Annotated in this window: 20 protein-coding genes; 7 read left to right on the top strand and 13 right to left on the bottom strand. The window is 58.3% G+C overall.

Annotation, left to right across the window (positions count from 1 at the left end):
- Window positions 1-154: 154 nt before the first annotated feature.
- From ASD70_RS00515 to ASD70_RS00505, 3 genes are all read right to left on the bottom strand, one after another.
- Window positions 155-910, bottom strand: coding sequence for a DeoR/GlpR family transcriptional regulator (locus ASD70_RS00515; RefSeq protein WP_017526345.1), 756 nt, complete (start codon window positions 908-910; stop codon window positions 155-157).
- A gap of 95 nt (window positions 911-1,005) precedes the next feature.
- Window positions 1,006-2,511 carry a glycerol kinase GlpK gene (glpK, locus tag ASD70_RS00510; protein WP_056845421.1) on the bottom strand — a complete coding sequence of 502 codons (1,506 nt, stop codon included), beginning with the start codon at window positions 2,509-2,511 and terminating at the stop codon, window positions 1,006-1,008.
- Between the two features lie 74 nt (window positions 2,512-2,585).
- A complete protein-coding gene (locus ASD70_RS00505; RefSeq protein ID WP_046071149.1) occupies window positions 2,586-3,440 on the bottom strand; it encodes an MIP/aquaporin family protein in 855 nt (284 codons plus the stop codon).
- Between the two features lie 327 nt (window positions 3,441-3,767).
- On the opposite strand from ASD70_RS00505, the gene ybaK reads away from it, so the two are divergent.
- Window positions 3,768-4,238, top strand: a complete 471-nt coding sequence (ybaK, locus tag ASD70_RS00500; RefSeq protein WP_046071150.1) for a Cys-tRNA(Pro) deacylase — start codon at window positions 3,768-3,770, stop codon at window positions 4,236-4,238.
- Window positions 4,239-4,319: 81 nt separating this feature from the next.
- On the opposite strand, the gene ASD70_RS00495 is transcribed toward ybaK, so the two are convergent.
- Together ASD70_RS00495 and argF are read right to left on the bottom strand one after the other, a co-directional pair.
- On the bottom strand, window positions 4,320-5,363 hold the full coding sequence (locus ASD70_RS00495) for an ABC transporter ATP-binding protein (RefSeq protein ID WP_046071151.1): 1,044 nt from the start codon (window positions 5,361-5,363) through the stop codon (window positions 4,320-4,322).
- Window positions 5,360-6,280 carry an ornithine carbamoyltransferase gene (gene argF, locus ASD70_RS00490; RefSeq protein ID WP_046071152.1) on the bottom strand — a complete coding sequence of 307 codons (921 nt, stop codon included), beginning with the start codon at window positions 6,278-6,280 and terminating at the stop codon, window positions 5,360-5,362. The genes ASD70_RS00495 and argF overlap by 4 nt, the downstream gene beginning before the upstream one ends.
- A gap of 435 nt (window positions 6,281-6,715) precedes the next feature.
- Between argF and ASD70_RS00480 the strand changes: the two genes are divergently transcribed.
- Both ASD70_RS00480 and grxD read left to right on the top strand, forming a co-directional pair.
- On the top strand, window positions 6,716-8,824 hold the full coding sequence (locus ASD70_RS00480) for a molybdopterin oxidoreductase family protein (protein WP_056845420.1): 2,109 nt from the start codon (window positions 6,716-6,718) through the stop codon (window positions 8,822-8,824).
- Between the two features lie 86 nt (window positions 8,825-8,910).
- Window positions 8,911-9,249: a Grx4 family monothiol glutaredoxin gene (grxD, locus tag ASD70_RS00475; RefSeq protein WP_056845419.1), complete on the top strand. Its 339-nt coding sequence runs from the start codon at window positions 8,911-8,913 to the stop codon at window positions 9,247-9,249.
- Between the two features lie 63 nt (window positions 9,250-9,312).
- On the opposite strand, the gene bfr is transcribed toward grxD, so the two are convergent.
- Together bfr and ASD70_RS00465 are read right to left on the bottom strand one after the other, a co-directional pair.
- A complete protein-coding gene (gene bfr / locus ASD70_RS00470) occupies window positions 9,313-9,783 on the bottom strand; it encodes a bacterioferritin (RefSeq protein ID WP_043048827.1) in 471 nt (156 codons plus the stop codon).
- Between the two features lie 200 nt (window positions 9,784-9,983).
- Window positions 9,984-10,202 carry a bacterioferritin-associated ferredoxin gene (locus ASD70_RS00465; RefSeq protein WP_017526354.1) on the bottom strand — a complete coding sequence of 73 codons (219 nt, stop codon included), beginning with the start codon at window positions 10,200-10,202 and terminating at the stop codon, window positions 9,984-9,986.
- Between the two features lie 242 nt (window positions 10,203-10,444).
- On the opposite strand from ASD70_RS00465, the gene ASD70_RS00460 reads away from it, so the two are divergent.
- Complete coding sequence (locus tag ASD70_RS00460) at window positions 10,445-11,047, top strand: peroxiredoxin (RefSeq protein WP_003172097.1); 603 nt, start codon at window positions 10,445-10,447, stop codon at window positions 11,045-11,047.
- 67 nt (window positions 11,048-11,114) lie between these two features.
- On the opposite strand, the gene rnt is transcribed toward ASD70_RS00460, so the two are convergent.
- On the bottom strand, window positions 11,115-11,786 hold the full coding sequence (gene rnt / locus ASD70_RS00455; RefSeq protein ID WP_046071155.1) for a ribonuclease T: 672 nt from the start codon (window positions 11,784-11,786) through the stop codon (window positions 11,115-11,117).
- Window positions 11,783-12,829, bottom strand: a complete 1,047-nt coding sequence (gene pyrC, locus ASD70_RS00450) for a dihydroorotase (protein WP_056845418.1) — start codon at window positions 12,827-12,829, stop codon at window positions 11,783-11,785. The genes rnt and pyrC overlap by 4 nt, the downstream gene beginning before the upstream one ends.
- 157 nt (window positions 12,830-12,986) lie before the next feature.
- On the opposite strand from pyrC, the gene ASD70_RS00445 reads away from it, so the two are divergent.
- The 3 genes from ASD70_RS00445 (at window position 12,987) to ASD70_RS00435 (ending at window position 16,499) form a co-directional block, all read left to right on the top strand.
- The gene (locus ASD70_RS00445) at window positions 12,987-13,895 is read left to right on the top strand and encodes a flagellar protein MotY (RefSeq protein ID WP_056845417.1); all 909 of its coding nucleotides are present in this window, start codon (window positions 12,987-12,989) and stop codon (window positions 13,893-13,895) included.
- Between the two features lie 129 nt (window positions 13,896-14,024).
- Window positions 14,025-15,242 (top strand): argininosuccinate synthase, encoded by a 1,218-nt coding sequence (locus ASD70_RS00440; RefSeq protein ID WP_056845416.1) that lies wholly within the window; start codon window positions 14,025-14,027, stop codon window positions 15,240-15,242.
- Window positions 15,243-15,866: 624 nt separating this feature from the next.
- Window positions 15,867-16,499 carry a response regulator transcription factor gene (locus tag ASD70_RS00435; protein WP_003188986.1) on the top strand — a complete coding sequence of 211 codons (633 nt, stop codon included), beginning with the start codon at window positions 15,867-15,869 and terminating at the stop codon, window positions 16,497-16,499.
- Between the two features lie 83 nt (window positions 16,500-16,582).
- On the opposite strand, the gene ASD70_RS00430 is transcribed toward ASD70_RS00435, so the two are convergent.
- The 4 genes from ASD70_RS00430 to metG all read right to left on the bottom strand — a co-directional run bounded on the left by ASD70_RS00430 (window position 16,583) and on the right by metG (window position 20,928).
- A complete protein-coding gene (locus tag ASD70_RS00430; protein WP_046071158.1) occupies window positions 16,583-16,765 on the bottom strand; it encodes a PA3496 family putative envelope integrity protein in 183 nt (60 codons plus the stop codon).
- Between the two features lie 107 nt (window positions 16,766-16,872).
- Window positions 16,873-17,511 (bottom strand): endonuclease III, encoded by a 639-nt coding sequence (gene nth, locus ASD70_RS00425; RefSeq protein WP_046071159.1) that lies wholly within the window; start codon window positions 17,509-17,511, stop codon window positions 16,873-16,875.
- A 111-nt stretch (window positions 17,512-17,622) separates the two neighbouring features.
- Window positions 17,623-18,792: an electron transport complex subunit RsxB gene (rsxB, locus tag ASD70_RS00420; RefSeq protein WP_056845415.1), complete on the bottom strand. Its 1,170-nt coding sequence runs from the start codon at window positions 18,790-18,792 to the stop codon at window positions 17,623-17,625.
- Between the two features lie 84 nt (window positions 18,793-18,876).
- Window positions 18,877-20,928 (bottom strand): methionine--tRNA ligase, encoded by a 2,052-nt coding sequence (gene metG, locus ASD70_RS00415; RefSeq protein ID WP_046071161.1) that lies wholly within the window; start codon window positions 20,926-20,928, stop codon window positions 18,877-18,879.
- Between the last annotated feature and the right edge of the window lie 75 nt (window positions 20,929-21,003).

Raw genomic sequence — 21,003 nt, 5'->3', positions numbered from 1 at the left:
GAAAAGGAAGATTTATGAACATGAGCCTGGGGAAGGCTCAAAAGGTTGAGTGCTGGATAGATCGCCATCGGGAGCAAGCCCCCTCCCACATTGGTATGTGTTCACAGCTCAAAATGTGGGAGGGGGCTTGCTCCCGATGGCGGCAGTGCAGGCGCTACACGACTTCCAGCCGAACCTTATGCTCATTCAACAACTGCACTAACGCCGGCACTGGCTGCTGATCAGTCACCAGGCAGTCCACCAGGCTGATCGGCCCCAGGCGAATCATGGCATTGCGCCCGAACTTGCTGGAGTCCGCTGCCAGGATCACCTGGCGTGCATTGGCAATGATTGCCTGGGAAACCCGCACTTCCTGGTAATCGAAGTCGAGCAGGCTGCCGTCCTCGTCGATACCGCTGATGCCCACCAGGGCAAAGTCGACCTTGAACTGGTTGATGAAATCCACACTGGCCTGGCCGACCACACCGCCATCGCGGCGTACGTTGCCGCCGGTGAGCAACACATCGAAGTCGTCCTTGGCACTGAGCATCGTGGCGACGTTGAGGTTGTTGGTGATGATTTTCAGATGGTTGTGATTGAGCAGTGCGCGGGCGATGGATTCTGTGGTGGTGCCGATATTGATGAACAGCGAGGCGTGGTCGGGAATTTGCGCGGCGATGGCTTCACCGATGCGCTGTTTCTCGTCGCGCATCTGGTCTGCACGCATGGCATATGCGGTGTTCTCGACACTGGAGTCATAGGCCGCGCCGCCGTGGTAGCGGCGCAACAGATTGGCGTCCGCCAGCTGGTTGATATCGCGGCGGATGGTTTGCGGGGTAACGACGAATAGCTGCGCCATTTCCTCGATACTGACATACCCGCGTTCGCGGACCAGTTCGAGGATTTGTTGCTGGCGGGGAGGCAGATTCATGGGGCGTCCTTTGGGCTGCCATACAAAAGTGGCCCATGATGACGCAGGAATCGGCTCCCTGCCAGTTACAACCCGATATGGAACCGGTGCTTGGCTTATTCAGCGCCTTCGTGCGGTTCCCAGTCGCGGGTGCGGCTCACCGCTTTTTGCCAGCCGGCGTAGAGTTTTTCTTTGGCGGCTTCGTCCAGTTGGGGTTCGAATTCGCGCTCGATCACCGCCTTGCCACGCAGTTCGTCCAGGCTGCCCCAGAAGCCACACGCCAGGCCGGCCAGGTAGGCGGCGCCGAGGGCAGTGGTTTCGCGCATTTGCGGGCGCTCGACCTGGGTGCCGAGGATGTCGGCCTGGAATTGCATCAGGAAGTTGTTGGCAACCGCACCGCCGTCCACACGCAGGGCCTTGAGGCGTTCGCCAGAGTCTTGTTGCATGGCGTCGAGTACATCGCGGGTCTGGAAGGCAATCGACTCCAGGGCTGCACGAATAATGTGGTCTACGCGTACGCCGCGGGTCAGGCCGAACAGCGCACCACGGGCATACGGGTCCCAATAGGGCGCGCCCAGCCCGGTGAAAGCCGGGACCAGGTACACGCCGTTGCTGTCCTTGACTTTGCCGGCAAAGTATTCGGTGTCGTGGGCGTCATTGATGATTTTCAGCTCGTCACGCAGCCATTGCACGGTGGAACCGCCGTTGAAGACCGCGCCTTCAAGGGCGTAGGCCACTTCACCGCGTGGGCCGCAGGCGATGGTGGTGAGCATGCCGTGCTTGGATTTCACTGCCTTGTCGCCGGTGTTCATCAGCAGGAAGCAGCCGGTGCCGTAGGTGTTCTTGGCCTGGCCGGCTTCCACGCACATTTGGCCGAACAGCGCGGCTTGTTGGTCACCGGCAATGCCGCCGATGGCGATGCCGCTCTTAGTGCGACCATAGATTTCGGAGGAAGACTTCACTTGCGGCAGCATTTCCCGCGGCACATCCAGAATCTCCAGCATCTTCGCATCCCACTCCAGGGTGTGGATGTTGAAGAGCATGGTGCGCGAGGCGTTGGTGTAGTCGGTGACGTGGGTCTTGCCGCCGGTAAACTTCCAGATCAGCCAGCTATCGATGGTGCCGAACAGCAGTTCGCCATTGCGTGCTCGCTCGCGGCTGCCTTCGGCGTTATCGAGGATCCACTTGAGTTTGGTGCCGGAAAAGTAGGGGTCGGTGACCAGCCCGGTGGTGTCGTTGATGTACTGCTCGTGGCCGTCGCGCTTGAGCTGCTGGCAGATTTCGGTGCTGCGGCGGCACTGCCAGACAATCGCGTTGTAGATCGGGCGGCCGGTGATCTTGTCCCAGACTACGGTGGTCTCGCGCTGGTTGGTAATGCCAATGGCGGCGACCTGGTCATGGTGCAGGCCGGCTTGCGCCAGCGCTTCGACCATAACCGCGCTCTGGGTGGCAAAGATTTCCATCGGGTCATGTTCGACCCAGCCGGCTTGCGGGTAATGCTGGGTGAATTCACGCTGGGCGGTGCACACCACGTTGGCGTCACGATCGAAGATGATCGCCCGGGAACTGGTAGTGCCCTGGTCGAGGGCAATGATGTAGTTCTTATTCTGAATGTCGGTCATGTCAGGTGCCTTACGAAATAAGGAAGTCAGAAATCAGCCTGGGCCGCGAAGGGCAGGGGGCCAGGCTGGCGCTTTCAGGAAATACGGGTCTTGCCGTTGACAGCCGTGTCAGGTGTTTCAGCTATAGCAGGTGCGGCGCTCGGCAGGTGACGGGCAATCAGCCCGCGATAGGCTGCCGCGCCGAGGCATGCGCCGACAATCGGGGCGAAAATCGGCACCAGGAAGTAAGGAATGTCGCGGCCACCAGTAAAGGCCATTTCACCCCAGCCGGCGAAAAAGGTCATCAGCTTGGGCCCGAAATCCCGTGCCGGATTCATCGCAAAGCCGGTCAGCGGGCCCATGGCGCTGCCAATCACGGCGATCAGCAAGCCGATCAGCAGCGGAGCCAGCGGGCCGCGTGGCAGGCCGTTGTTGTCATCGGTGAGGGCCATGATCACACCCATCAGGATCGCGGTAATGACCATTTCCACCAGGAAGGCCTGGGCCGTGCCCAGCAGTGCATGGGGGTAGGTGGAGAACACGGATGCCAGTTCCAGGCTGGCCTGGGAGCCGCGGACCATATGGTGGGTTTGTTCGTAATCGAAAAACAGGTTGCTGTAGAGCGTATATACCAAGGCTGCAGAGCAGAAGGCGCCGGCGACCTGGGCGAGAATATAGAAGGGCAGTTTGCGCTTTTCAAAATCGGCAAAAATGCACAGGGCGATACTGACCGCCGGGTTGAGGTGAGCCCCGGAAATACCGGCGCTCAGGTAGATCGCCATGCTCACACCGATCCCCCAGATAATACTGATTTCCCAGAGGCCAAAGCTCGCACCCGCGACCTTGAGCGCGGCGACACATCCTGTACCGAAGAAGATCAGCAGTGCGGTCCCCAGGAATTCGGCCATGCATTGGCTCGAAAGTGAAGGCTGTTGAAGAGCAGTTGTCATGGCAAACCTCGATTGTTGTTCTTGTCTGGCGCACTGCCTCAGCGGGCGGTTGCGCGATTTTCACCGTGACAAGGATCCCCATCCTGGGTCGCGGCTTACTGCTGGAGTACTGAGGAGTATTCCTACAGTATTCGGAAACGAAAAAATATAGACAAGAATGACCGCTGTCAAAGGTCGAAAGTGAACCGCCAGTCACTTTCTAACTATTGGTCTGATGAATGATCATGCGGGTTAGGTTTGGCCTGTGCGCCAGCAGCGCTTGGACTAGAGCGTTTTGCCTGCGCTTGGCCTAGAATTGGGTGCCTGTTTTCCCTGCCCGGAGACTCCATGACGCCCGCATTGGATTTGTTGAAAAAAGTTCGCGCCGAACATCGCATCCATAGCTATGAACACGACCCGAAGGCGGCTTCGTATGGCCTGGAGGCCGCGGAAAAATTGGGTCTTGACCCTGCGCAGGTGTTCAAGACGCTGTTGGCCAGCAGCGAGAAAGGCGAATTGTTGGTAGCGGTGGTGCCGGTCGTCGGAAGTCTGGATTTGAAAGCGCTGGCTCTTGCGGCAGGCGTGAAAAAAGTCGAAATGGCCGATCCGGCAGCGGCTCAGCGTTCCACCGGTTACCTGTTGGGCGGCATCAGCCCGCTGGGACAAAAGAAGCGCTTGCGTACGTTTATCGACGAAACGGCGCAACCCTTTGCAACGATTTTTGTGAGTGCGGGGCGGCGGGGGCTGGAGGTGGAGTTATCCGCAGCTGTGCTGGCCGAACATACCCAGGCCAAGTTCGCGCCGATTGGCCGGGCCTGACTTTCAGCCCTGTTACGATTCAAATGTGGGAGGCGGCAAGCCCCCTCCCACATGTTTAACCCGGTTTCCTCAGAAAGCTGCTTACGCCTGGAACAGCACCAGATGCTCGGCAGCCACTCGAATCCCTACATCCGTCCCCATCTGTTGATCAACATGGCTGGGGAAAATCGATTCCAGCTGTGCACCCGTTGGCAGTTGCAACCGGTACAAGGTCGAGGCTCCCTGGAACGTCTTGCCGACGATCCGAGCTTTCAATGCGCTGTCCGGCGCGTAGACGATATCATCCGGGCGCAGCAAAACATCCACCGCGCCGCCGATGGCCCAGGTATAGGCGCGATTACCACGCAGGTCACCCAGCTCGGTGCTCACTGACTCGGGCGAGTTCAATTGACCCCGGATGAAATAGCCCTGGCCGATAAAACTGGCGACATAGGGCGTCTGCGGTTCGTGATAAAGGTTGTAGGGCGTGTCCCACTGCTCAAGACGGCCCTCCTTGAACACGCCGACATGGTCACTGACGGCGAACGCTTCTTCCTGGTCATGGGTAACGAGGATCGCACTGGTGCCCCGCGCCTTGAGGATATCGCGCACTTCATGGCTGAGCTTGCGGCGTAGTTCGCCATCGAGATTGGAAAACGGTTCGTCCAGCAGCAACAGTTGTGGCTCCGGCGCCAAGGCGCGGGCGAGGGCGACACGTTGCTGCTGGCCACCGGAAAGCTCGTGTGGGAAACGCTTGCCCAGATCCTTCAGGTTGACCAGTTCCAGCAACTCGGCGACTACACGATCCTTTTGCAGATGTTTGCGAATACCGAAGCCGATGTTATCGGCCACGCTCAGGTGCGGGAACAGAGCGTAGTCCTGGAACACCATGCCGATACGACGTTTCTCGGGTGCCAGGGTGAACCCTGCGCTGGAGATGACTTCGCCGGCCAGGCTGATTTCGCCTTCATGTATCGGCTCAAAGCCAGCAATGGCGCGCAAGGTGGTGGTCTTGCCGCACCCCGAGGAACCGAGCAGGCAACCGATGTCGCCGGCATTGAGGTGCAGGTTGAGGTTCTGCACCACTCGTTGATCTTGATAGCCGCATGCCAGGTTGCGCAGGTTCAGCAGAAGTGGCTGGCTCATGCGTGGTGGTACGACGGTTCGACGAGAAATTCCAGCAGGGCTTTTTGCGCATGCAGGCGGTTCTCGGCCTGGTCCCAGGCCACCGAACGCGGGTCGTCAAGCAGGTCGAGGCTGATTTCTTCGCCGCGGTGGGCAGGCAGGCAGTGCATGAACAGCACGTCCGGCGCGGCCGTATCGAGCAGGGCGCGGGTCACCTGGAATGGTGCGAACAGGGCCAGGCGTTTGGCCGTTTCGTCTTCCTGGCCCATTGAGGTCCAGACGTCGGTGCTGACCAGGTGAGCGCCGACTACGGCATCCTTGGGGTCGCGTAGCAATTGCACACGGCCATCGGCCTTGGCCATGAACTCGGCGCTCGGCTCGTAGCCTTCAGGGCAGGCGATACGCAGGTGGAAGTCGAATTGGATCGCCGCCTCTATATAGCTGTTGCACATGTTGTTGCCGTCGCCGATCCAGGCCACGGTCTTGCCTTGGATCGAGCCACGGTGTTCAAGGAAGGTTTGCATGTCGGCCAGCAACTGGCAGGGGTGCAGGTCATCGGACAGGCCATTGATCACTGGCACGCGAGAGTTGGCGGCAAACTCGGTCAGGGTGCTGTGGGCGAAGGTACGGATCATCACCGCGTCGAGCATGCGTGACATGACCCTGGCGCAATCGCTGATCGGTTCCCCACGGCCCAGTTGGGTGTCACGCGGTGACAGGAAAATCGCCTGGCCACCTAGCTGGATCATGCCGGCTTCGAACGACAGGCGGGTACGCGTCGAGGATTTCTCGAAAATCATCCCGAGTACACGGTTTTTCAAAGGCTCAAACAGTACGCCGCGGTTACGCAGGTCTTTAAGCTCAATGCCTCGACGGATCACGCTGACCAGCTCTTCGGGCGTGCAATCCATCAGGGAGAGAAAGTGCCTTGCGCTCATCATTAACTACCTTTTTGCAACAGACCGCAGATACTCAAAGCCTTGTTTATTGTGACAACGGGCGAGACCTGCGGCGGAAGCCGCACGGGGCGACGAAATAGGGGAAGGCGCGATATTGACATTAAATGTCGCGTCTTACCAATAGGGCTACGGTTTTTAGGGGTGTTCAAGCAGGGCGCTGACGCGCGTTTGAAGACGATTTCCTGACAGCAGCGGGTCATTTGTACACTGGCGCCGAGGCCTTTTGCAATGCGCCGAGGCGGGCCCAAGCCAGGTAGCGTCGGTTTAAGCCGCTGGATGGACGGTTTCTGAAACATTTACTCATGCTTAGCCATGCCCTGGCCTATGCCCACCGATTCACAGCACGAAGGTTGCTGGCGCGCTGGCAGCTCGCCGCCCATAGTTAAGCCAAAGCCCCTATAAAAGAGACTGGCCATGACCAAGACTCTCCATCACCGTGCCTGCCACCTGTGCGAAGCCATCTGCGGCCTGACCCTGGAAACCACCCAGGCTGACGATGGCAGCCTGGCGATCACCTCGATCAAGGGCGACCCCCTGGACAGTTTCAGTCGCGGGCACATCTGCCCCAAGGCCGTGGCCCTGCAGGATATCCAGAATGACCCGGACCGCCTGCACCAGCCGATGCTACGGGTCGGCAGCGAATGGCAGCCGATCGCGTGGGATGAAGCGTTTGCCATGGTGGCCGAACGGCTGGCAAGCATCCAGGCCCGGCACGGGCAGAACGCGGTGGCGGTGTATCAGGGCAACCCCAGCGTGCACAACTATGGGTTGATGACCCACAGCAACTACTTTCTCGGGCTATTGAAAACGCGCAATCGCTTTTCCGCGACCTCGGTCGATCAACTACCCCATCACCTCACCAGTCACCTTATGTACGGCCATGGCCTGTTGCTGCCCATTCCGGACATCGACCATACCGACTTCATGTTGATTCTCGGCGGCAACCCGCTGGCCTCCAACGGCAGCATAATGACCGTGCCGGACGTAGAAAAACGCCTCAAGGCCATTCAGGCGCGTGGCGGCAAAGTAGTGGTGGTCGACCCTCGGCGCAGCGAGACAGCCGCCATCGCCGACCAGCACTTGTTCGTACGCCCCGGAGGCGACGCGGCGCTGTTGTTCGGGCTGCTCAACACCTTGTTCGCTGAGGGGCTGACCCGCGACAGCCATTTGCCAGTTGAAGGGCTGGAGGACGTGCGCCGAGCAATTGTGGGATTCAGCGCCGAGGCAATGAGTCGCCAGTGTGCAGTGCCTGCCGAGCAGATTCGGCAGTTGGCCCGCGACTTCGCTGGCGCTGACAAAGCCGTTTGCTACGGCCGAATGGGAGTCTCGACCCAGGCGTTCGGCACCCTGTGTCACTGGTTGGTGCAGTTGATCAACCTGGTAACTGGCAATCTCGACCGCGTGGGCGGTGCGCTGTGCACCAGCCCGGCGGTCGACCTGGTAGCCTCGACTGGTGGCGGCCATTTCAATCGCTGGCAGAGCCGTGTGTCCGGGCGCCCGGAATACGGCGGAGAGTTGCCGGTGTCGGCTCTGGCCGAGGAAATGCTCACCGAAGGCGAAGGACAGATCCGCGCGCTGGTGACAGTGGCCGGCAATCCGGTGCTGTCGACGCCCAACGGTCGCCAGTTGGAGCAGGCGCTGGATGGATTGGAGTTCATGGTCAGCGTCGACCTCTATATCAACGAGACCACGCGTTATGCCGACCTGATCCTGCCGTCCACCTCTGCATTGGAAAACGATCACTACGACACCACCTTCAATATGTTCGCGGTACGCAATGTCACCCGCTTCAACCGAGCGATCCTGCCCAAGCCCGAGGGTGCGCTGCATGACTGGGAGATCTTTGTCGGCTTGGCCAAGGCATTCGCGGCGCAGACCGGCGTAGCGCTCAAGCCAACCCTGCCTCCGGCACAGATGATCGATTTCGGGCTGCGCGCAGGCGCCTACGGTGATGCATCCAGTCATAAGCTATCGGTGGCGATGTTGGCCGATCATCCCCATGGCGTGGACCTGGGGCCGCTCAAGGCCAATCTCGCAGTGCGTTTGAAGACTGCCGATGGCAAGGTCCAGGCGGCACCGGCTGTGATCCTCGCTGACCTGGCGCGCTTCGAGGCGCAGCCGGTGCCGGTGGCCGACGAGCTGCTGCTGATCGGCCGTCGTCATGTGCGCAGTAACAATTCCTGGATGCATAACTACCATCGGCTGGTGAAGGGCAAGCCACGCCATCAATTGCTGATGCATCCTGACGACCTCGCCAGGCGACAGCTCAATGACGGTCAACGGGTGCGGGTAAGTTCGCGCATCGGCATGATCGAAGTGGACGTGTTGGCCAGCCTGGACATGATGCCGGGCGTGGTCAGCCTGCCTCATGGCTGGGGGCATGGCCGCCCGGGCGTACAAATGAGCATCGCCAGTGCTCAGCCCGGGGCGAGTGCCAATGACTTGACTGACGAGCGGCAGTTGGACGAGTTGTCGGGTAACGCCGCGCTTAATGGCGTGCCGGTGCAAGTGGCAGCGGCGTGAGGTGCCCGAGCACCGCGCTGGGATTTTGCGTTACAATGCGCCACCGTGCCGACCTGTGAGTCGCAAAGTTCCAGCCGAGGTGTTCCATGGATATCATCGAAACGATCAAAGACCAGATTGCCAACAACACCATTCTGCTCTACATGAAGGGCGCGCCTAACGCTCCTCAGTGCGGTTTTTCCGCAAAAGCCTCCCATGCCATCATGGCGTGTGGCGAGAAGTTCGCCTACGTGGATATCCTGCAGAATCCGGAAATTCGCGCCAACCTGCCTAAATACGCCAACTGGCCGACTTTCCCGCAACTGTGGGTAGCCGGTGAACTGGTTGGCGGCAGCGACATCATCACTGAAATGGCAGCCGATGGTTCGCTGCAAGCGCTGATCAAAGACGCAGCGGAAAAAGCGGCAGCCAAGACTGAAGCTTGATTGACCGGCAATAAAAAGCCCCGCTTCTCAATACGAGAGCGGGGCTTTTTTGTACGCTAGGAGTTATTCACCCATCTGCGATTGCAGGTAGTTCTCCAGGCTGACCTTGTCGATCAGGCCCAGCTGGGTTTCAAGCCAGTCGATATGCTCTTCCTGGTCTTCCAGGATGTCTTCCAGCAGTTCACGGCTGCCGAAGTCGCCCTTGGTTTCGCAATGGGCGATGGCGGCCTTGAGGTCGCTATGGCTCTTGCGCTCAAAGCCCAGGTCGCTGCTGAGCATTTCCTGGGTATGCTCGCCGATGTTCAGCTTGCCCAGGTCCTGCACGTTCGGCAGGCCTTCCAGGAACAGGATGCGTTTGATCAGCGCGTCGGCATCCTTCATAGCCTTGATCGATTCTTTATATTCGCGCTTGCCAAGCTTTTCCAGGCCCCAATCGTCGTACATGCGCGCATGCAGAAAGTACTGATTGATCGCGACCAGTTCATTGGCAAGGATTTTGTTGAGTTGCTGGATGACTGAGATGTCGCCTTTCATGACTGGGGTCCTGCCCTGTAATAGCTGTGTATAGGGCAGAGTCTGAGCGGTGAAATTCCTAGTGTCAAACCTAAGTTATTGAATAATAAATGAAAATTAATCGGAATAAGAATGTTTGTGTTCCGCGTCTTGGCGCTAACTAATTGAATTACAGGCATAAAAAAACCGGACACTGGGTCCGGTTCTTTAAAACAGCCTTTTCAGGCGTGTGTAAATTCTGTCGAGTAGGGGAGCGCGGCCTGGGCTGTTTGCAGCTGCGTCAGGGTTTCCCGTACCACTTGCTTGGCGAGGCACGCACATTTACCACACTGACTGGCAACGCCGGTGGTTTCACGCACTTCTTTGTAGCTGCAGCAACCTTCGTAGATCGCTTCGCGGATTTGTCCGTCGGTGACGCCAGTGCAGAGGCAGACATACATAAGGGAGAACCGTCGCGGGTTTAAGGCTTAAGTGCGATGGATCTTAATGTTAACGAGAATGATTGTCAAAGTAGTTTCGTCAACGATCAGCCGCGTATTGCCCATGCGCTGACGAACGGTTTTTTCAGTGTATGATGGTTGGTCTTCATGAAGCGTGATTGCGTCATGTTTCTGTCGGATTCTACAGGCAGACTCGACCGGTCCTTTTGCTTCAATCGTCATCCCATATCAGGAGATATCCAATGAGCGTACTCGTCGGTAAACAAGCCCCGGATTTCGACGTCCCAGCCGTCCTCGGCAATGGCGAAATCGTTGATAGCTTCAAACTGTCCGAAGCCATCAAAGGCAAATACGGCCTGGTCTTCTTCTACCCGCTGGACTTCACCTTCGTCTGCCCTTCGGAGCTGATCGCCCTGGACCACCGCATGGACGACTTCAAGGCGCGCAACGTAGAAGTAGTGGCTGTTTCCATCGACTCCCACTTCACCCACAACGCCTGGCGCAACACTGCCATCAATGATGGCGGCATCGGCAAAGTCAAATACACCATGGCTGCCGACATGAAGCATGACATCGCCAAGGCCTACGACGTTGAATCCGAAGGCGGCGTGGCCTTCCGTGGCGCGTTCCTGATCGACGACAAGGGCGTCGTTCGCTCGCAGATCATCAACGACCTGCCGCTGGGTCGTAACATGGAAGAGCTGATTCGCCTGGTCGACGCCCTGCAATTCCACGAAGAGCACGGTGAAGTCTGCCCTGCCAACTGGAAAAAAGGCGACAAGGGCATGAACGCTTCGCCAGAAGGTGTTGCTGCTTACCTGACCGAGAACGCTGGCAAGCTGTAAGCGCCCGTTTCACGGTAAAAAAAAACCGGCCTGAGAGGGCCGGTTTTTTTATGTGCGGGGTTCAACTTCAATCGCTGAAGTCTTCCCAGCCGCCCATCTGCTTCCAGCGATTGACGATGCCGCAGAACAGCTCGGCAGTCTTTTCGGTATCGTAGCGGGCCGAATGAGCCTCACGGCCGTCGAAGTCGATACCGGCCGCCTGACAGGCTTTGGCCAACACGGTCTGGCCATACGCCAGACCGGCAAGGGTGGCGGTGTCGAAGCTGGAGAACGGGTGAAACGGATTGCGTTTCATGTCCAGCCGCGCCACGGCGGCATTCAGGAAGCCCAGGTCGAAACTGCTGTTGTGGCCCACCAGGATTGCGCGTTTGCAGCCATTGGCCTTCAGCGCCTTGCGCACACCGCGGAAGATATCGGTCAGCGCCGCTTCTTCGCTCACCGCCATGCGCAGCGGGTGGTCGAGCTTGATGCCGGTGAACTCCAGGGCTGCCGCTTCGATATTGGCGCCTTCGAATGGCTCGACGCGGAAGAAGTGGGTATGTTCCGGGAACACAAAACCGTGTTCATCCATGCCGATAGTGGTAGCGGCGATTTCCAGCAAGGCGTCGGTGGCGCAATTGAAACCACCGGTTTCTACGTCGATGACAACCGGCAGATAGCCGCGAAACCGCTCGGCCATCGGGTGACGGGAACCGCCACCACTGTGCTCTTGTTCGTCGTCGTAATGGTCTTCACTCACTTGCTTTCCTCCAGCAGGCGCCAGCGCAGTGTTTCACCGGCGCGCAGCGGGATAACAGTCAGCTCGCCGAATGGCAGGCTGGCAGGGGCGGTCCAGTCTTCACGAACCAGGGTGATGCGGTCGGTATTTGCCGGCAGGCCGTAGAAACGCGGGCCATTGAGGCTGGCGAAGCCCTCGAGTTTGTCCAGGGCATTGCGCTGTTCAAACGCTTCGGCATACAGCTCTATAGCGGCGAACGCCGTGTAGCAACCGGCGCAACCGCACGCGGCTTCCTTGGCGTGCTGGGAATGGGGCGCGGAGTCGGTGCCGAGGAAAAATTTCGGGTTGCCGCTGGTGGCGGCGTCCAGCAACGCCACCTGGTGGGTGTTGCGCTTGAGGATCGGCAGGCAGTAGAAGTGCGGCCGAATCCCGCCCACCAGCATGTGGTTGCGGTTGTAGAGCAGATGATGGGCGGTGATGGTCGCGCCCACATTGGCCGAAGCCTCGGTGACGAACTGCACGGCATCGGCCGTGGTGATGTGTTCGAACACCACCTTCAGGGTCGGGAACAGCTCGACCACGCGACGCATGTGCTCGTCGATGAACACCTTCTCGCGATCAAACACGTCCACGTCGCCACGGGTGACTTCCCCATGGATCAGCAGCGGCATGCCGACCTCGGCCATGGCTTCGATGGCTGGCAGGATCTTGTCGATGCTGGTCACGCCGGAATCGGAGTTGGTAGTCGCGCCGGCCGGATACAGCTTGGCGGCGTGCACGAAGCCGCGGGCCTTGGCTTCACGAATTTCGTCAGGCTGGGTGCGGTCGGTCAGGTAGAGCACCATCAACGGTTCGAAGCAGCTGCCGGCCGGTCGTGCAGCGAGGATGCGCTGGCGATAGGCATCGGCTTCTGCGGCATTGCGCACCGGAGGTACCAGGTTAGGCATGATGATGGCACGGCCAAACGTGCGCGCCACATCAGCCACGGTTTGGGGTAACGCAGCACCATCGCGAAGATGAATATGCCAGTCGTCGGGACGCAGCAGGGTCAGGCGGTCGGACATTGGGGATTCCAGGCGGGTCAATCTGGTGGGAATGCTACCGGAAAAGACTCTTGCAGGCACTCGCTATCAAGTTTTGCCGGATGCGACCGATATTCCCGGGTATGCCTTAACGATGTATGACGCTTTGAAGTGTTGTAGAAACCAGTGGAGCCTTCCCGTGCGCCAGCATTATCTAGCCCTGCTCAGTGTGTTCGCCAGCCTGCCTGCGATGGCCCTCACGTTCCAGACCCGCCTGGAGAATATTGAGTGGAAGGTAGAAGGTGACCAGTTCGAGTGCCGCCTGATCCAGCCGATCACCGATTTCGGCTCCGGCGAATTCGTGCGCCGCGCCGGTGAGCAGGCGACGTTTCGCTTGAAGGCCTATAACGGCTCGTTCGGCGCAGGTTCGGCGACTTTGTTGGCTGCTGCTGCGCCCTGGCAGCCGGGCCGAGGCGATATCAACCTCGGCGCCGTACGGGTCGGCAGTGGTGACGTATTGTTCAACAGCTCCCAAGCCCAGGCCGGGCGTCTGTTCACCGGCTTGCTCGAGGGGCGTAGCCCGACCGTGCGGCATTACGGACGTGAGGGTGGTTATTCGGAAATTCGCCTGCTGCCGGTGAAGTTCAACAAGGCCTACAGCGACTATCAGTTGTGCACCACCAAGCTGCTGCCAATGAATTATGACCAGGTCAAACAGACTGAAGTCGGCTTCCCCGGTGGCGGCATCGAACTGGACGCGGCTGCCAAGAAGAAGCTGTCGGTGATTCTTGCATTCATGAAAGCCGACCCCACGGTCAATCACGTCGAGTTGAACGGCCATTCGGATAACAGTGGCAACCGACTGACCAATCGCGATGTCTCGCGCCGGCGCGCCCTGGCGGTGATGGACTATTTCAAGGCCAACGGCATCGCGGAATCGCATATTACCCTGCGGTTTCATGGGGAAAGCTATCCTTTGGCGCCCAACACCAATGCGGCCAACCGCGCCCGTAACCGGCGTGTGAATATCCAGCTGGAGCGGGTAGCGGCCCCCGAGAAACCGGCACCCCAGGCCACTGCGCCGAGCAATCCTGCAGCCACATCATAAGGGGCGACCATCGGTCGCCCGCTCGACATAATCTGTCGCTTTATCTTCATTTGCTGTCGCGCCCCTGTAATTTCACGGTTTTGATCGGTAGAATCGACGCCTTTCCGTACAACCCCGTGGAGTGATGGCATGGCCGACGTAAACAAGGTCGTTCTCGCGTATTCCGGCGGCCTGGACACTTCGGTGATCCTCAAGTGGCTGCAGGATACTTATAACTGTGAAGTGGTGACCTTCACCGCTGACCTGGGTCAGGGCGAAGAGGTCGAACCTGCACGTACCAAGGCGCAAGCCATGGGCGTGAAAGAGATCTACATTGACGACCTGCGCGAAGAGTTCGTCCGCGATTTCGTCTTCCCGATGTTTCGCGCCAACACTGTCTACGAAGGCGAGTACCTGCTGGGTACCTCCATCGCACGTCCGCTGATCGCCAAGCGCCTGATCGAAATCGCCAACGAAACCGGCGCCGACGCCATTTCCCATGGCGCCACCGGCAAGGGCAACGACCAGGTACGTTTCGAACTGGGTGCCTACGCCCTCAAGCCAGGGGTAAAAGTGATTGCCCCTTGGCGCGAATGGGACCTGTTGTCCCGTGAAAAGCTGATGGACTACGCTGAAAAGCACGGCATTCCGATCGAACGCCATGGCAAGAAGAAGTCGCCGTACTCGATGGATGCCAACCTGCTGCACATCTCTTATGAAGGCGGTGTGCTGGAAGACACCTGGACCGAGCACGAAGAGGACATGTGGAAATGGACCGTCTCCCCGGAGAACGCTCCTGACAAGCCGCAGTACCTGGAACTGACCTACCGTAACGGCGATATCGTTGCGCTGGACGGAGTTGAAATGACCCCGGCCACCGTACTGGCGACCTTGAACCGGATCGGCGGCCAGCACGGTATCGGGCGCCTGGACATCGTTGAGAACCGCTACGTAGGCATGAAGTCCCGTGGCTGCTACGAAACCCCTGGCGGCACCATCATGCTGCGCGCCCACCGCGCCATCGAGTCCATCACCCTGGACCGTGAAGTGGCCCACCTCAAAGACGAACTGATGCCTAAGTACGCCAGCCTGATCTACACCGGCTACTGGTGGAGCCCTGAGCGCCTGATGCTGCAACAGATGATCGACGCTTCCCAGGCTCACGTGAATGGCGTCGTGCGCCTGAAGCTGTACAAGGGCAATGTGATTGTCACAGGCCGCAAGTCCGATGAGTCGCTGTTCGATTCCAACATTGCCACGTTCGAAGAAGACGGCGGGGCCTACAATCAGGCGGATGCGGCCGGGTTTATCAAGTTGAACGCACTGCGCATGCGTATTGCTGCCAACAAGGGCCGCTCGTTGTTCTGACTGTCAGGCGCATTGTGAAAATGGCCCCTTGTTCAAGGGGCCATTTTTTTTGCCTCGGTATTGGTAGGCAAGCGTTAAATAGGTGTTGATGTTTATTTACGTTTACCCTGTGTAAGTCTTTGCGCAACTTGTAAGGGTGATTTAGGTTGTTGTCTTTTATTTTTTAGGATGAATGATTTTTTACATCTGCTGAGGAACTATTTCTGACAGAAAATTCACTCATGTAAGTGGTGGAGGTATGCGACATGTTGAATTTTCTGTAGGAATTTTGAGTGTGTGTAAATATGTTAAATGGAACTAACGTAAATGGAATGTGCTCGCCACTTTGCGTGCATCATCGCGAGAAACAAGGGGCATTTCCTGAAAGACATGTGCGGCACGTTTACCTTTTGCGGCTTATGCCAGGGATATTTCACTCAAAATATGTATGTGTCGAGAAAGGTCTGAAAGGAAGCATAAAGCCACACACCTCTAAGTTGGCGATTTTTTGTAGGTTAATTCCTATCTTCTTGTGGGGTGGGTCTCTGCCTGCTGTTGCTCGGGGGTGAATGCTATGCCAACTAGCAATCGACTAGGCTATTGTGCTTGCTCTAAATAATTCGAACAGCGAAATTGGACTTTCTCATGAATAAAGTGCTGATCGTGGATGATCATCCCGTCATTCGTCTTGCTGTGCGCATGCTAATGGAGCGTCATGGTTATGAGGTCGTTGCCGAGACTGATAACGGTGTCGATGCATTGCAACTTGCACGGGAACATATGCCGGACATTGTCATACTGGATATAGGAATTCCCAAGCTCGATGGCCTGGAAGTTATTTGTCGGCTGGCTTCGACCAAGCAGGCTGTATCGTTCAAGGTGCTGGTGCTGACGTCACAAGCTCCTGGCCATTTTTCCATGCGCTGCATGCAGGCAGGGGCGGCCGGCTATGTGTGCAAGCAGCAGGATCTGACAGAACTGTTGAGTGCCATCAAGGCGGTGCTTTCCGGCTACAGCTACTTCCCGAACCAGGCGCTGAACTCGGTGCGCTCAACCATGGGCAACGCCAGTGAAGCCGATATGGTCGAACGCCTGTCAGGACGAGAGATGATGGTGCTGCAACAATTGGCTCGTGGTAAAACCAACAAGGAGATTGCCGACGGCATGTTTCTCAGCAACAAAACCGTCAGTACCTACAAGACTCGCCTGCTACTCAAGCTCAATGCCCGCTCCCTCGTGGACCTGATCGAACTGGCCCAGCGCAACGGCCTGGTCTAGGCGGGCATTGCAACGCTCGTACACCCGTGTAACCGGCAGAAAAAAGCCTCCGTCAGGGAGGCTTCCGGTCGTTGGCGCATCGATCAGAAATCGAAGTCGTAATCGGCCAGCTGTTTTTGCAAGCGTCGCTCTTCCAGAAGATTGTCGATAGTGCGGCGTTTGCTCAAATTGGTCTTGGCCACCTCTGCAACAGGTGCCTCTACCCCATCGTCGTCCGACTCAACGAGGTCGTCGTCCACTTCCAGTTGTTCTTTGCCAGTGCTCATAAGGTTAACTCCAGGCTAAGACTGCCATTGGGGCTCCTTATAGCGATAAACCGCGAGTGGGTAAAAAAGATTTTTTCAATCGACTGATCAAGAAACCTAATGGTCGCTCAATCGTCAGACGTTTTGTCCTTGTATTCACACAGGTCCTCGATGCGACAGCTGCCGCAGCGTGGCTTACGCGCCTGGCAAACGTAGCGCCCGTGCAGGATCAGCCAGTGGTGGGAGTCAAGCAGATACGGCTTGGGCACGAACTTCATCAGTTGTTTCTCCACCTCGACCACATTCTTCCCGCGTGCAATACCGGTTCGATTGCTGACGCGGAAAATGTGCGTGTCCACCGCCATGGTCAGTTGCCGGAATGCCGTATTGAGTACGACGTTAGCGGTCTTACGCCCTACGCCCGGTAAGGCCTCAAGGGCTTCACGCGTTTGCGGTACCTCGCCTGCGTGCAGTTCCATTAGCAGGCGGCATGTCTCGATCACGTTCTTGGCTTTGCTGTTGTACAGGCCAATGGTCTTGATGTATTCGGACAAGCCTTCCACGCCGAGGGCATAAATCGCTGCGGGGGTATTCGCTACCGGGTACAACTTGGCCGTCGCCTTGTTGACGCCCACGTCGGTGGACTGAGCCGACAGGATCACCGCAATCAATAATTCGAACGGCGAGGAGTAGGCCAGTTCGGTTTTGGGTTCCGGATTGTCTTCGTGAAACCTGCGGAAAATTTCCAGGCGTTTTGCGGCGTTCATGGGCAGAGCGATTCCTTGCGGGTGGTCTACGTCATTTGAAAAAAGCCCAGGTCTAAACCTGGCAGGTATCAACGTGGTGGCGGCCATGTCGTGTAGCAAGGCCCCCCTGACTCATTCTGGGCTCGGTCTATGGGCTTGCAGCTGACGCTCTGCCTCGTCCAGCCTTCGCTGGGCGGCGTTCAATTCATCTACAGGTGGGGCCGGTTGGCGTTGTAATTTGCTGACATCAGCGCGAGCGTAGGCCAACGCGGTTTTCAACTGGCGCAGCTGGCTGTCGATAGGGCGTTTTTCCACACGCTGCAAAGCCGGTCGCGGCTGCTCGGAGGCTGCTTCAGCTTCATGCAGGTTGTACTCGGCGGCAGTCAACGCGGCACTCAATGTGGCCAGTTGCTGGTTGTCAGCACGCTGCTCCTGCGCCTTTTTCAATTCCGCGCGACGCATGGCCAGTTGGATCTTGGCCCGCTTGAGTGCTGGGTCCTTGGGAATTGCTGTCGCTGGCGGGCTGTCCACCTCAAGCATGGCCAGCACCTGCTCCGCAGCTTCGAACTGCCGTTGCAGGACGATCAGTTGCGACTGCTGGTCAAAAGTCGGTGGATGGCCAAACGCTTTCAAGGATTTGTACAACTGGGCGCGGCTCATCGCGACGGTGATCTTGGCTTTCTTGATCGCAGCTTCCTGAACAACCTGATGGTTATCTACAGGTATTGCGTCCGTCGGCGCCGGGCGCTTGGAACGTGCCAGGCGTTCAGCGAGCTTGTGTTCTTCTTCCCGTTGCAGGCGCGCATTGCGTTGTTCATAACGCCTGCGTGCCCGATCACGCTTGAGGCTACGTTCATGGCGCTCGAGATCGTTGGTCGCCAGGCCACCCACTATGGGGACGACACTGACCAGTGGGCGCAGCTCAATGCAGTCGACAGGGCAGGGGGCGACGCACAGGTCGCAACCGGTGCACTCGTCGATTATCACCGTATGCATCAATTTGGCGGCGCCGACGATGGCATCCACTGGGCAAGCCTGGATGCATTTGGTGCAACCGATGCATTCGGCTTCGCGGATATAGGCAATCTGCGCCGGGGCTTCGCCGCGGCTGGTATCCAGGTCCAGCACCGGTACGCGTAGCAAGTACGCAAGCCCAGTGATGGTTTCTTGCCCACCCGGCGGGCACTTGTTGATTGCCTCGCCTTTAGCGATGCCCTCGGCGTAAGGCTTGCAGCCCGGGTGCCCGCACTTGCCGCATTGAGTCTGCGGTAGCAGCGCGTCGATACGTTGAATGAGGTTCATGCTTTGATCATAGCGTTGACGCCCGGCCCTGTGAGGTGGGCAAGCTGAAAAGCCCCGTCGTTGAAACGGGGCATTTTGCAGGACTTACTTGATACGTTGACCCGGCTTGGCGCCGCTGTCCGGGCTCAGCAAGTAGATTTCCTCGCCTCCGGGGCCAGCTGCCATCACCATGCCTTCGGAAATGCCAAACTTCATTTTCCGTGGCTTGAGGTTGGCAATCATCATGGTCAGGCGACCATCGAGCTTGGACGGGTCCGGATAAGCGCTCTTGATCCCGGAGAACACGTTGCGCTGTTCGTCACCGATGTCCAGCGTCAGGCGCAGCAGCTTGTCGGCACCTTCCACGGCTTCGGCCTTGATAATCAGCGCCACGCGCAGGTCAACGGCGGCAAAGGCGTCGAAATCGATTTCCGGGGAAATCGGGTCCTTGGCCAGTTCGCCATTGCCCGCAGGTGTGGATTGCCCGGTATCGGTCTGGCTGGCAATCAGGTCTTCTTTCGAAGCGTCGGTCATGGCCTGGACTTTCACCGGGTCGATACGGGTCATCAGCGGCTTGAACGCGTTCAACTGATGGTTGCTGAGCCACATGGCGTGGTCGGCCCAGGTCAAGGGAGCCACATTGAGGAACGCCTCGGCGTCGGCGGCCAGCAGTGGCAGGACCGGCTTGAGGAAGATCACCAACTGGCGGAACAGGTTGATACCGGTGGCGCAGATCGCCTGGACTTCAGCTTCTTTGCCTTCCTGCTTGTTCAGCGACCAGGGTGCTTTGTCGGCGATCCAGGCGTTGGCACGGTCGGCCAGGCCCATGATCTCGCGCATGGCGCGGGCAAAGTCGCGGGCTTCATAGGCGTCGGCAATGCTTGGCGCGGCCGCCAGGAAGGCTTCAGTCAGTTCCGGCGCGGCGTTTTCCGCCACCATTACACCGGCGTTGCCCTTGTGGATAAACCCGGCGCAACGGCTGGCGATGTTGACGACTTTGCCGACCAGGTCCGAGTTGACCTTCTGTACGAAATCTTCCAGGTTCAGGTCCAGGTCGTCGACGCCACGGCCCAGCTTGGAGGCGTAGTAATAGCGCAGGTATTCCGGCGACAGGTGATCCAGGTAGGTGCGTGCCTTGATGAAGGTGCCGCGAGACTTGGACATCTTCTGGCCGTTGACCGTCAGATAGCCGTGCACAGCGATGCCGGTTGGCTTGCGGTAGCCCGAGCCTTCAAGCATCGCTGGCCAGAACAGCGCGTGGAAGTTGACGATGTCCTTGCCGATGAAGTGGTACAGCTCGGCGGTGGAGTCCTTGGCCCAGAACGCGTCGAAGTCCAACTCCGGCGTGCGGTCGCACAGATTCTTGAAGCTGGCCATGTAGCCGATCGGCGCATCCAGCCACACATAGAAGTATTTGCCCGGCTCGTCCGGGATCTCGAAACCGAAGTAAGGCGCATCGCGGGAGATGTCCCACTGTTGCAGGCCAGCATCCAGCCACTCGGCGATCTTGTTGGCCACCGCGTCCTGCAGGGTGCCGCTGCGGGTCCAGGTTTGCAGCATCTGCTGGAAATCCGGGAGCTTGAAGAAGAAGTGCTGGGAATCCTTGAGCACCGGGGTGGCACCTGAAATGGCCGATTTCGGATTCTTCAGGTCAGTCGGCGCGTAGGTGGCACCGCACTTTTCGCAGTTGTCGCCGTACTGGTCTTCGGTGCCGCATTTCGGGCAGGTGCCCTTGATGAAGCGGTCGGCCAGGAACATTTTCTTGTCCGGGTCGAAATACTGGGTGATCGAGCGCGTGGCAATGTGCCCGGCGTCACGCAGGCGCTTGTAGATCTGGCTCGACAGCTCGCGGTTTTCTTCGGAGTGGGTCGAGTGGAAGTTGTCGAAGTCCACCAGGAACTCGGCAAAGTCGGCGCTGTGTTCAGCCTGCACGTTGGCGATCAGTTGTTCCGGGGTGATGCCTTCCTTTTCGGCGCGCAACATGATGGCCGAACCGTGGGCGTCGTCCGCGCAGACATAAATGCATTGATTGCCGCGATGCTTCTGGAAGCGCACCCACATATCGGTCTGGATGTACTCAAGCATATGGCCAAGATGGATGGAACCATTGGCATAGGGCAGGGCGCTGGTGACGAGGATCTTGCGTGGCTCGGACATGGGGCTCGGCTACTTGATGAAACGGAGGTCGGCCACTATAAAGCGCCGGGAAATTTATTTCACCCCGTGAGGCTG

It is taken from the genome of Pseudomonas sp. Root569, assembly GCF_001427465.1.
GTDB classification, from domain to species: domain Bacteria; phylum Pseudomonadota; class Gammaproteobacteria; order Pseudomonadales; family Pseudomonadaceae; genus Aquipseudomonas; species Aquipseudomonas synxantha.
The sequence above is the reverse complement of the archived record's forward strand: the minus strand, read 5'-3'. Positions and strand labels throughout refer to the sequence as shown.

Excerpts from the sequence above, each read along its gene's own strand:
- ASD70_RS00435 (WP_003188986.1), top strand. The coding sequence starts at position 15,867 with ATGAATAAAGTGCTGATCGTGGATGATCATCCCGTCATTCGTCTTGCT.
- ybaK (WP_046071150.1), top strand. The coding sequence starts at position 3,768 with ATGACGCCCGCATTGGATTTGTTGAAAAAAGTTCGCGCCGAACATCGC.
- ASD70_RS00460 (WP_003172097.1), top strand. The coding sequence starts at position 10,445 with ATGAGCGTACTCGTCGGTAAACAAGCCCCGGATTTCGACGTCCCAGCC.
- grxD (WP_056845419.1), top strand. The coding sequence starts at position 8,911 with ATGGATATCATCGAAACGATCAAAGACCAGATTGCCAACAACACCATT.
- nth (WP_046071159.1), bottom strand. The coding sequence starts at position 17,511 with ATGAACGCCGCAAAACGCCTGGAAATTTTCCGCAGGTTTCACGAAGAC.
- argF (WP_046071152.1), bottom strand. The coding sequence starts at position 6,280 with ATGAGCGCAAGGCACTTTCTCTCCCTGATGGATTGCACGCCCGAAGAG.
- ASD70_RS00515 (WP_017526345.1), bottom strand. The coding sequence starts at position 910 with ATGAATCTGCCTCCCCGCCAGCAACAAATCCTCGAACTGGTCCGCGAA.
- ASD70_RS00495 (WP_046071151.1), bottom strand. The coding sequence starts at position 5,363 with ATGAGCCAGCCACTTCTGCTGAACCTGCGCAACCTGGCATGCGGCTAT.
- pyrC (WP_056845418.1), bottom strand. The coding sequence starts at position 12,829 with ATGTCCGACCGCCTGACCCTGCTGCGTCCCGACGACTGGCATATTCAT.
- metG (WP_046071161.1), bottom strand. The coding sequence starts at position 20,928 with ATGTCCGAGCCACGCAAGATCCTCGTCACCAGCGCCCTGCCCTATGCC.
- ASD70_RS00440 (WP_056845416.1), top strand. The coding sequence starts at position 14,025 with ATGGCCGACGTAAACAAGGTCGTTCTCGCGTATTCCGGCGGCCTGGAC.
- bfr (WP_043048827.1), bottom strand. The coding sequence starts at position 9,783 with ATGAAAGGCGACATCTCAGTCATCCAGCAACTCAACAAAATCCTTGCC.
- ASD70_RS00465 (WP_017526354.1), bottom strand. The coding sequence starts at position 10,202 with ATGTATGTCTGCCTCTGCACTGGCGTCACCGACGGACAAATCCGCGAA.
- ASD70_RS00480 (WP_056845420.1), top strand. The coding sequence starts at position 6,716 with ATGACCAAGACTCTCCATCACCGTGCCTGCCACCTGTGCGAAGCCATC.
- ASD70_RS00505 (WP_046071149.1), bottom strand. The coding sequence starts at position 3,440 with ATGACAACTGCTCTTCAACAGCCTTCACTTTCGAGCCAATGCATGGCC.
- glpK (WP_056845421.1), bottom strand. The coding sequence starts at position 2,511 with ATGACCGACATTCAGAATAAGAACTACATCATTGCCCTCGACCAGGGC.
- rsxB (WP_056845415.1), bottom strand. The coding sequence starts at position 18,792 with ATGAACCTCATTCAACGTATCGACGCGCTGCTACCGCAGACTCAATGC.
- ASD70_RS00430 (WP_046071158.1), bottom strand. The coding sequence starts at position 16,765 with ATGAGCACTGGCAAAGAACAACTGGAAGTGGACGACGACCTCGTTGAG.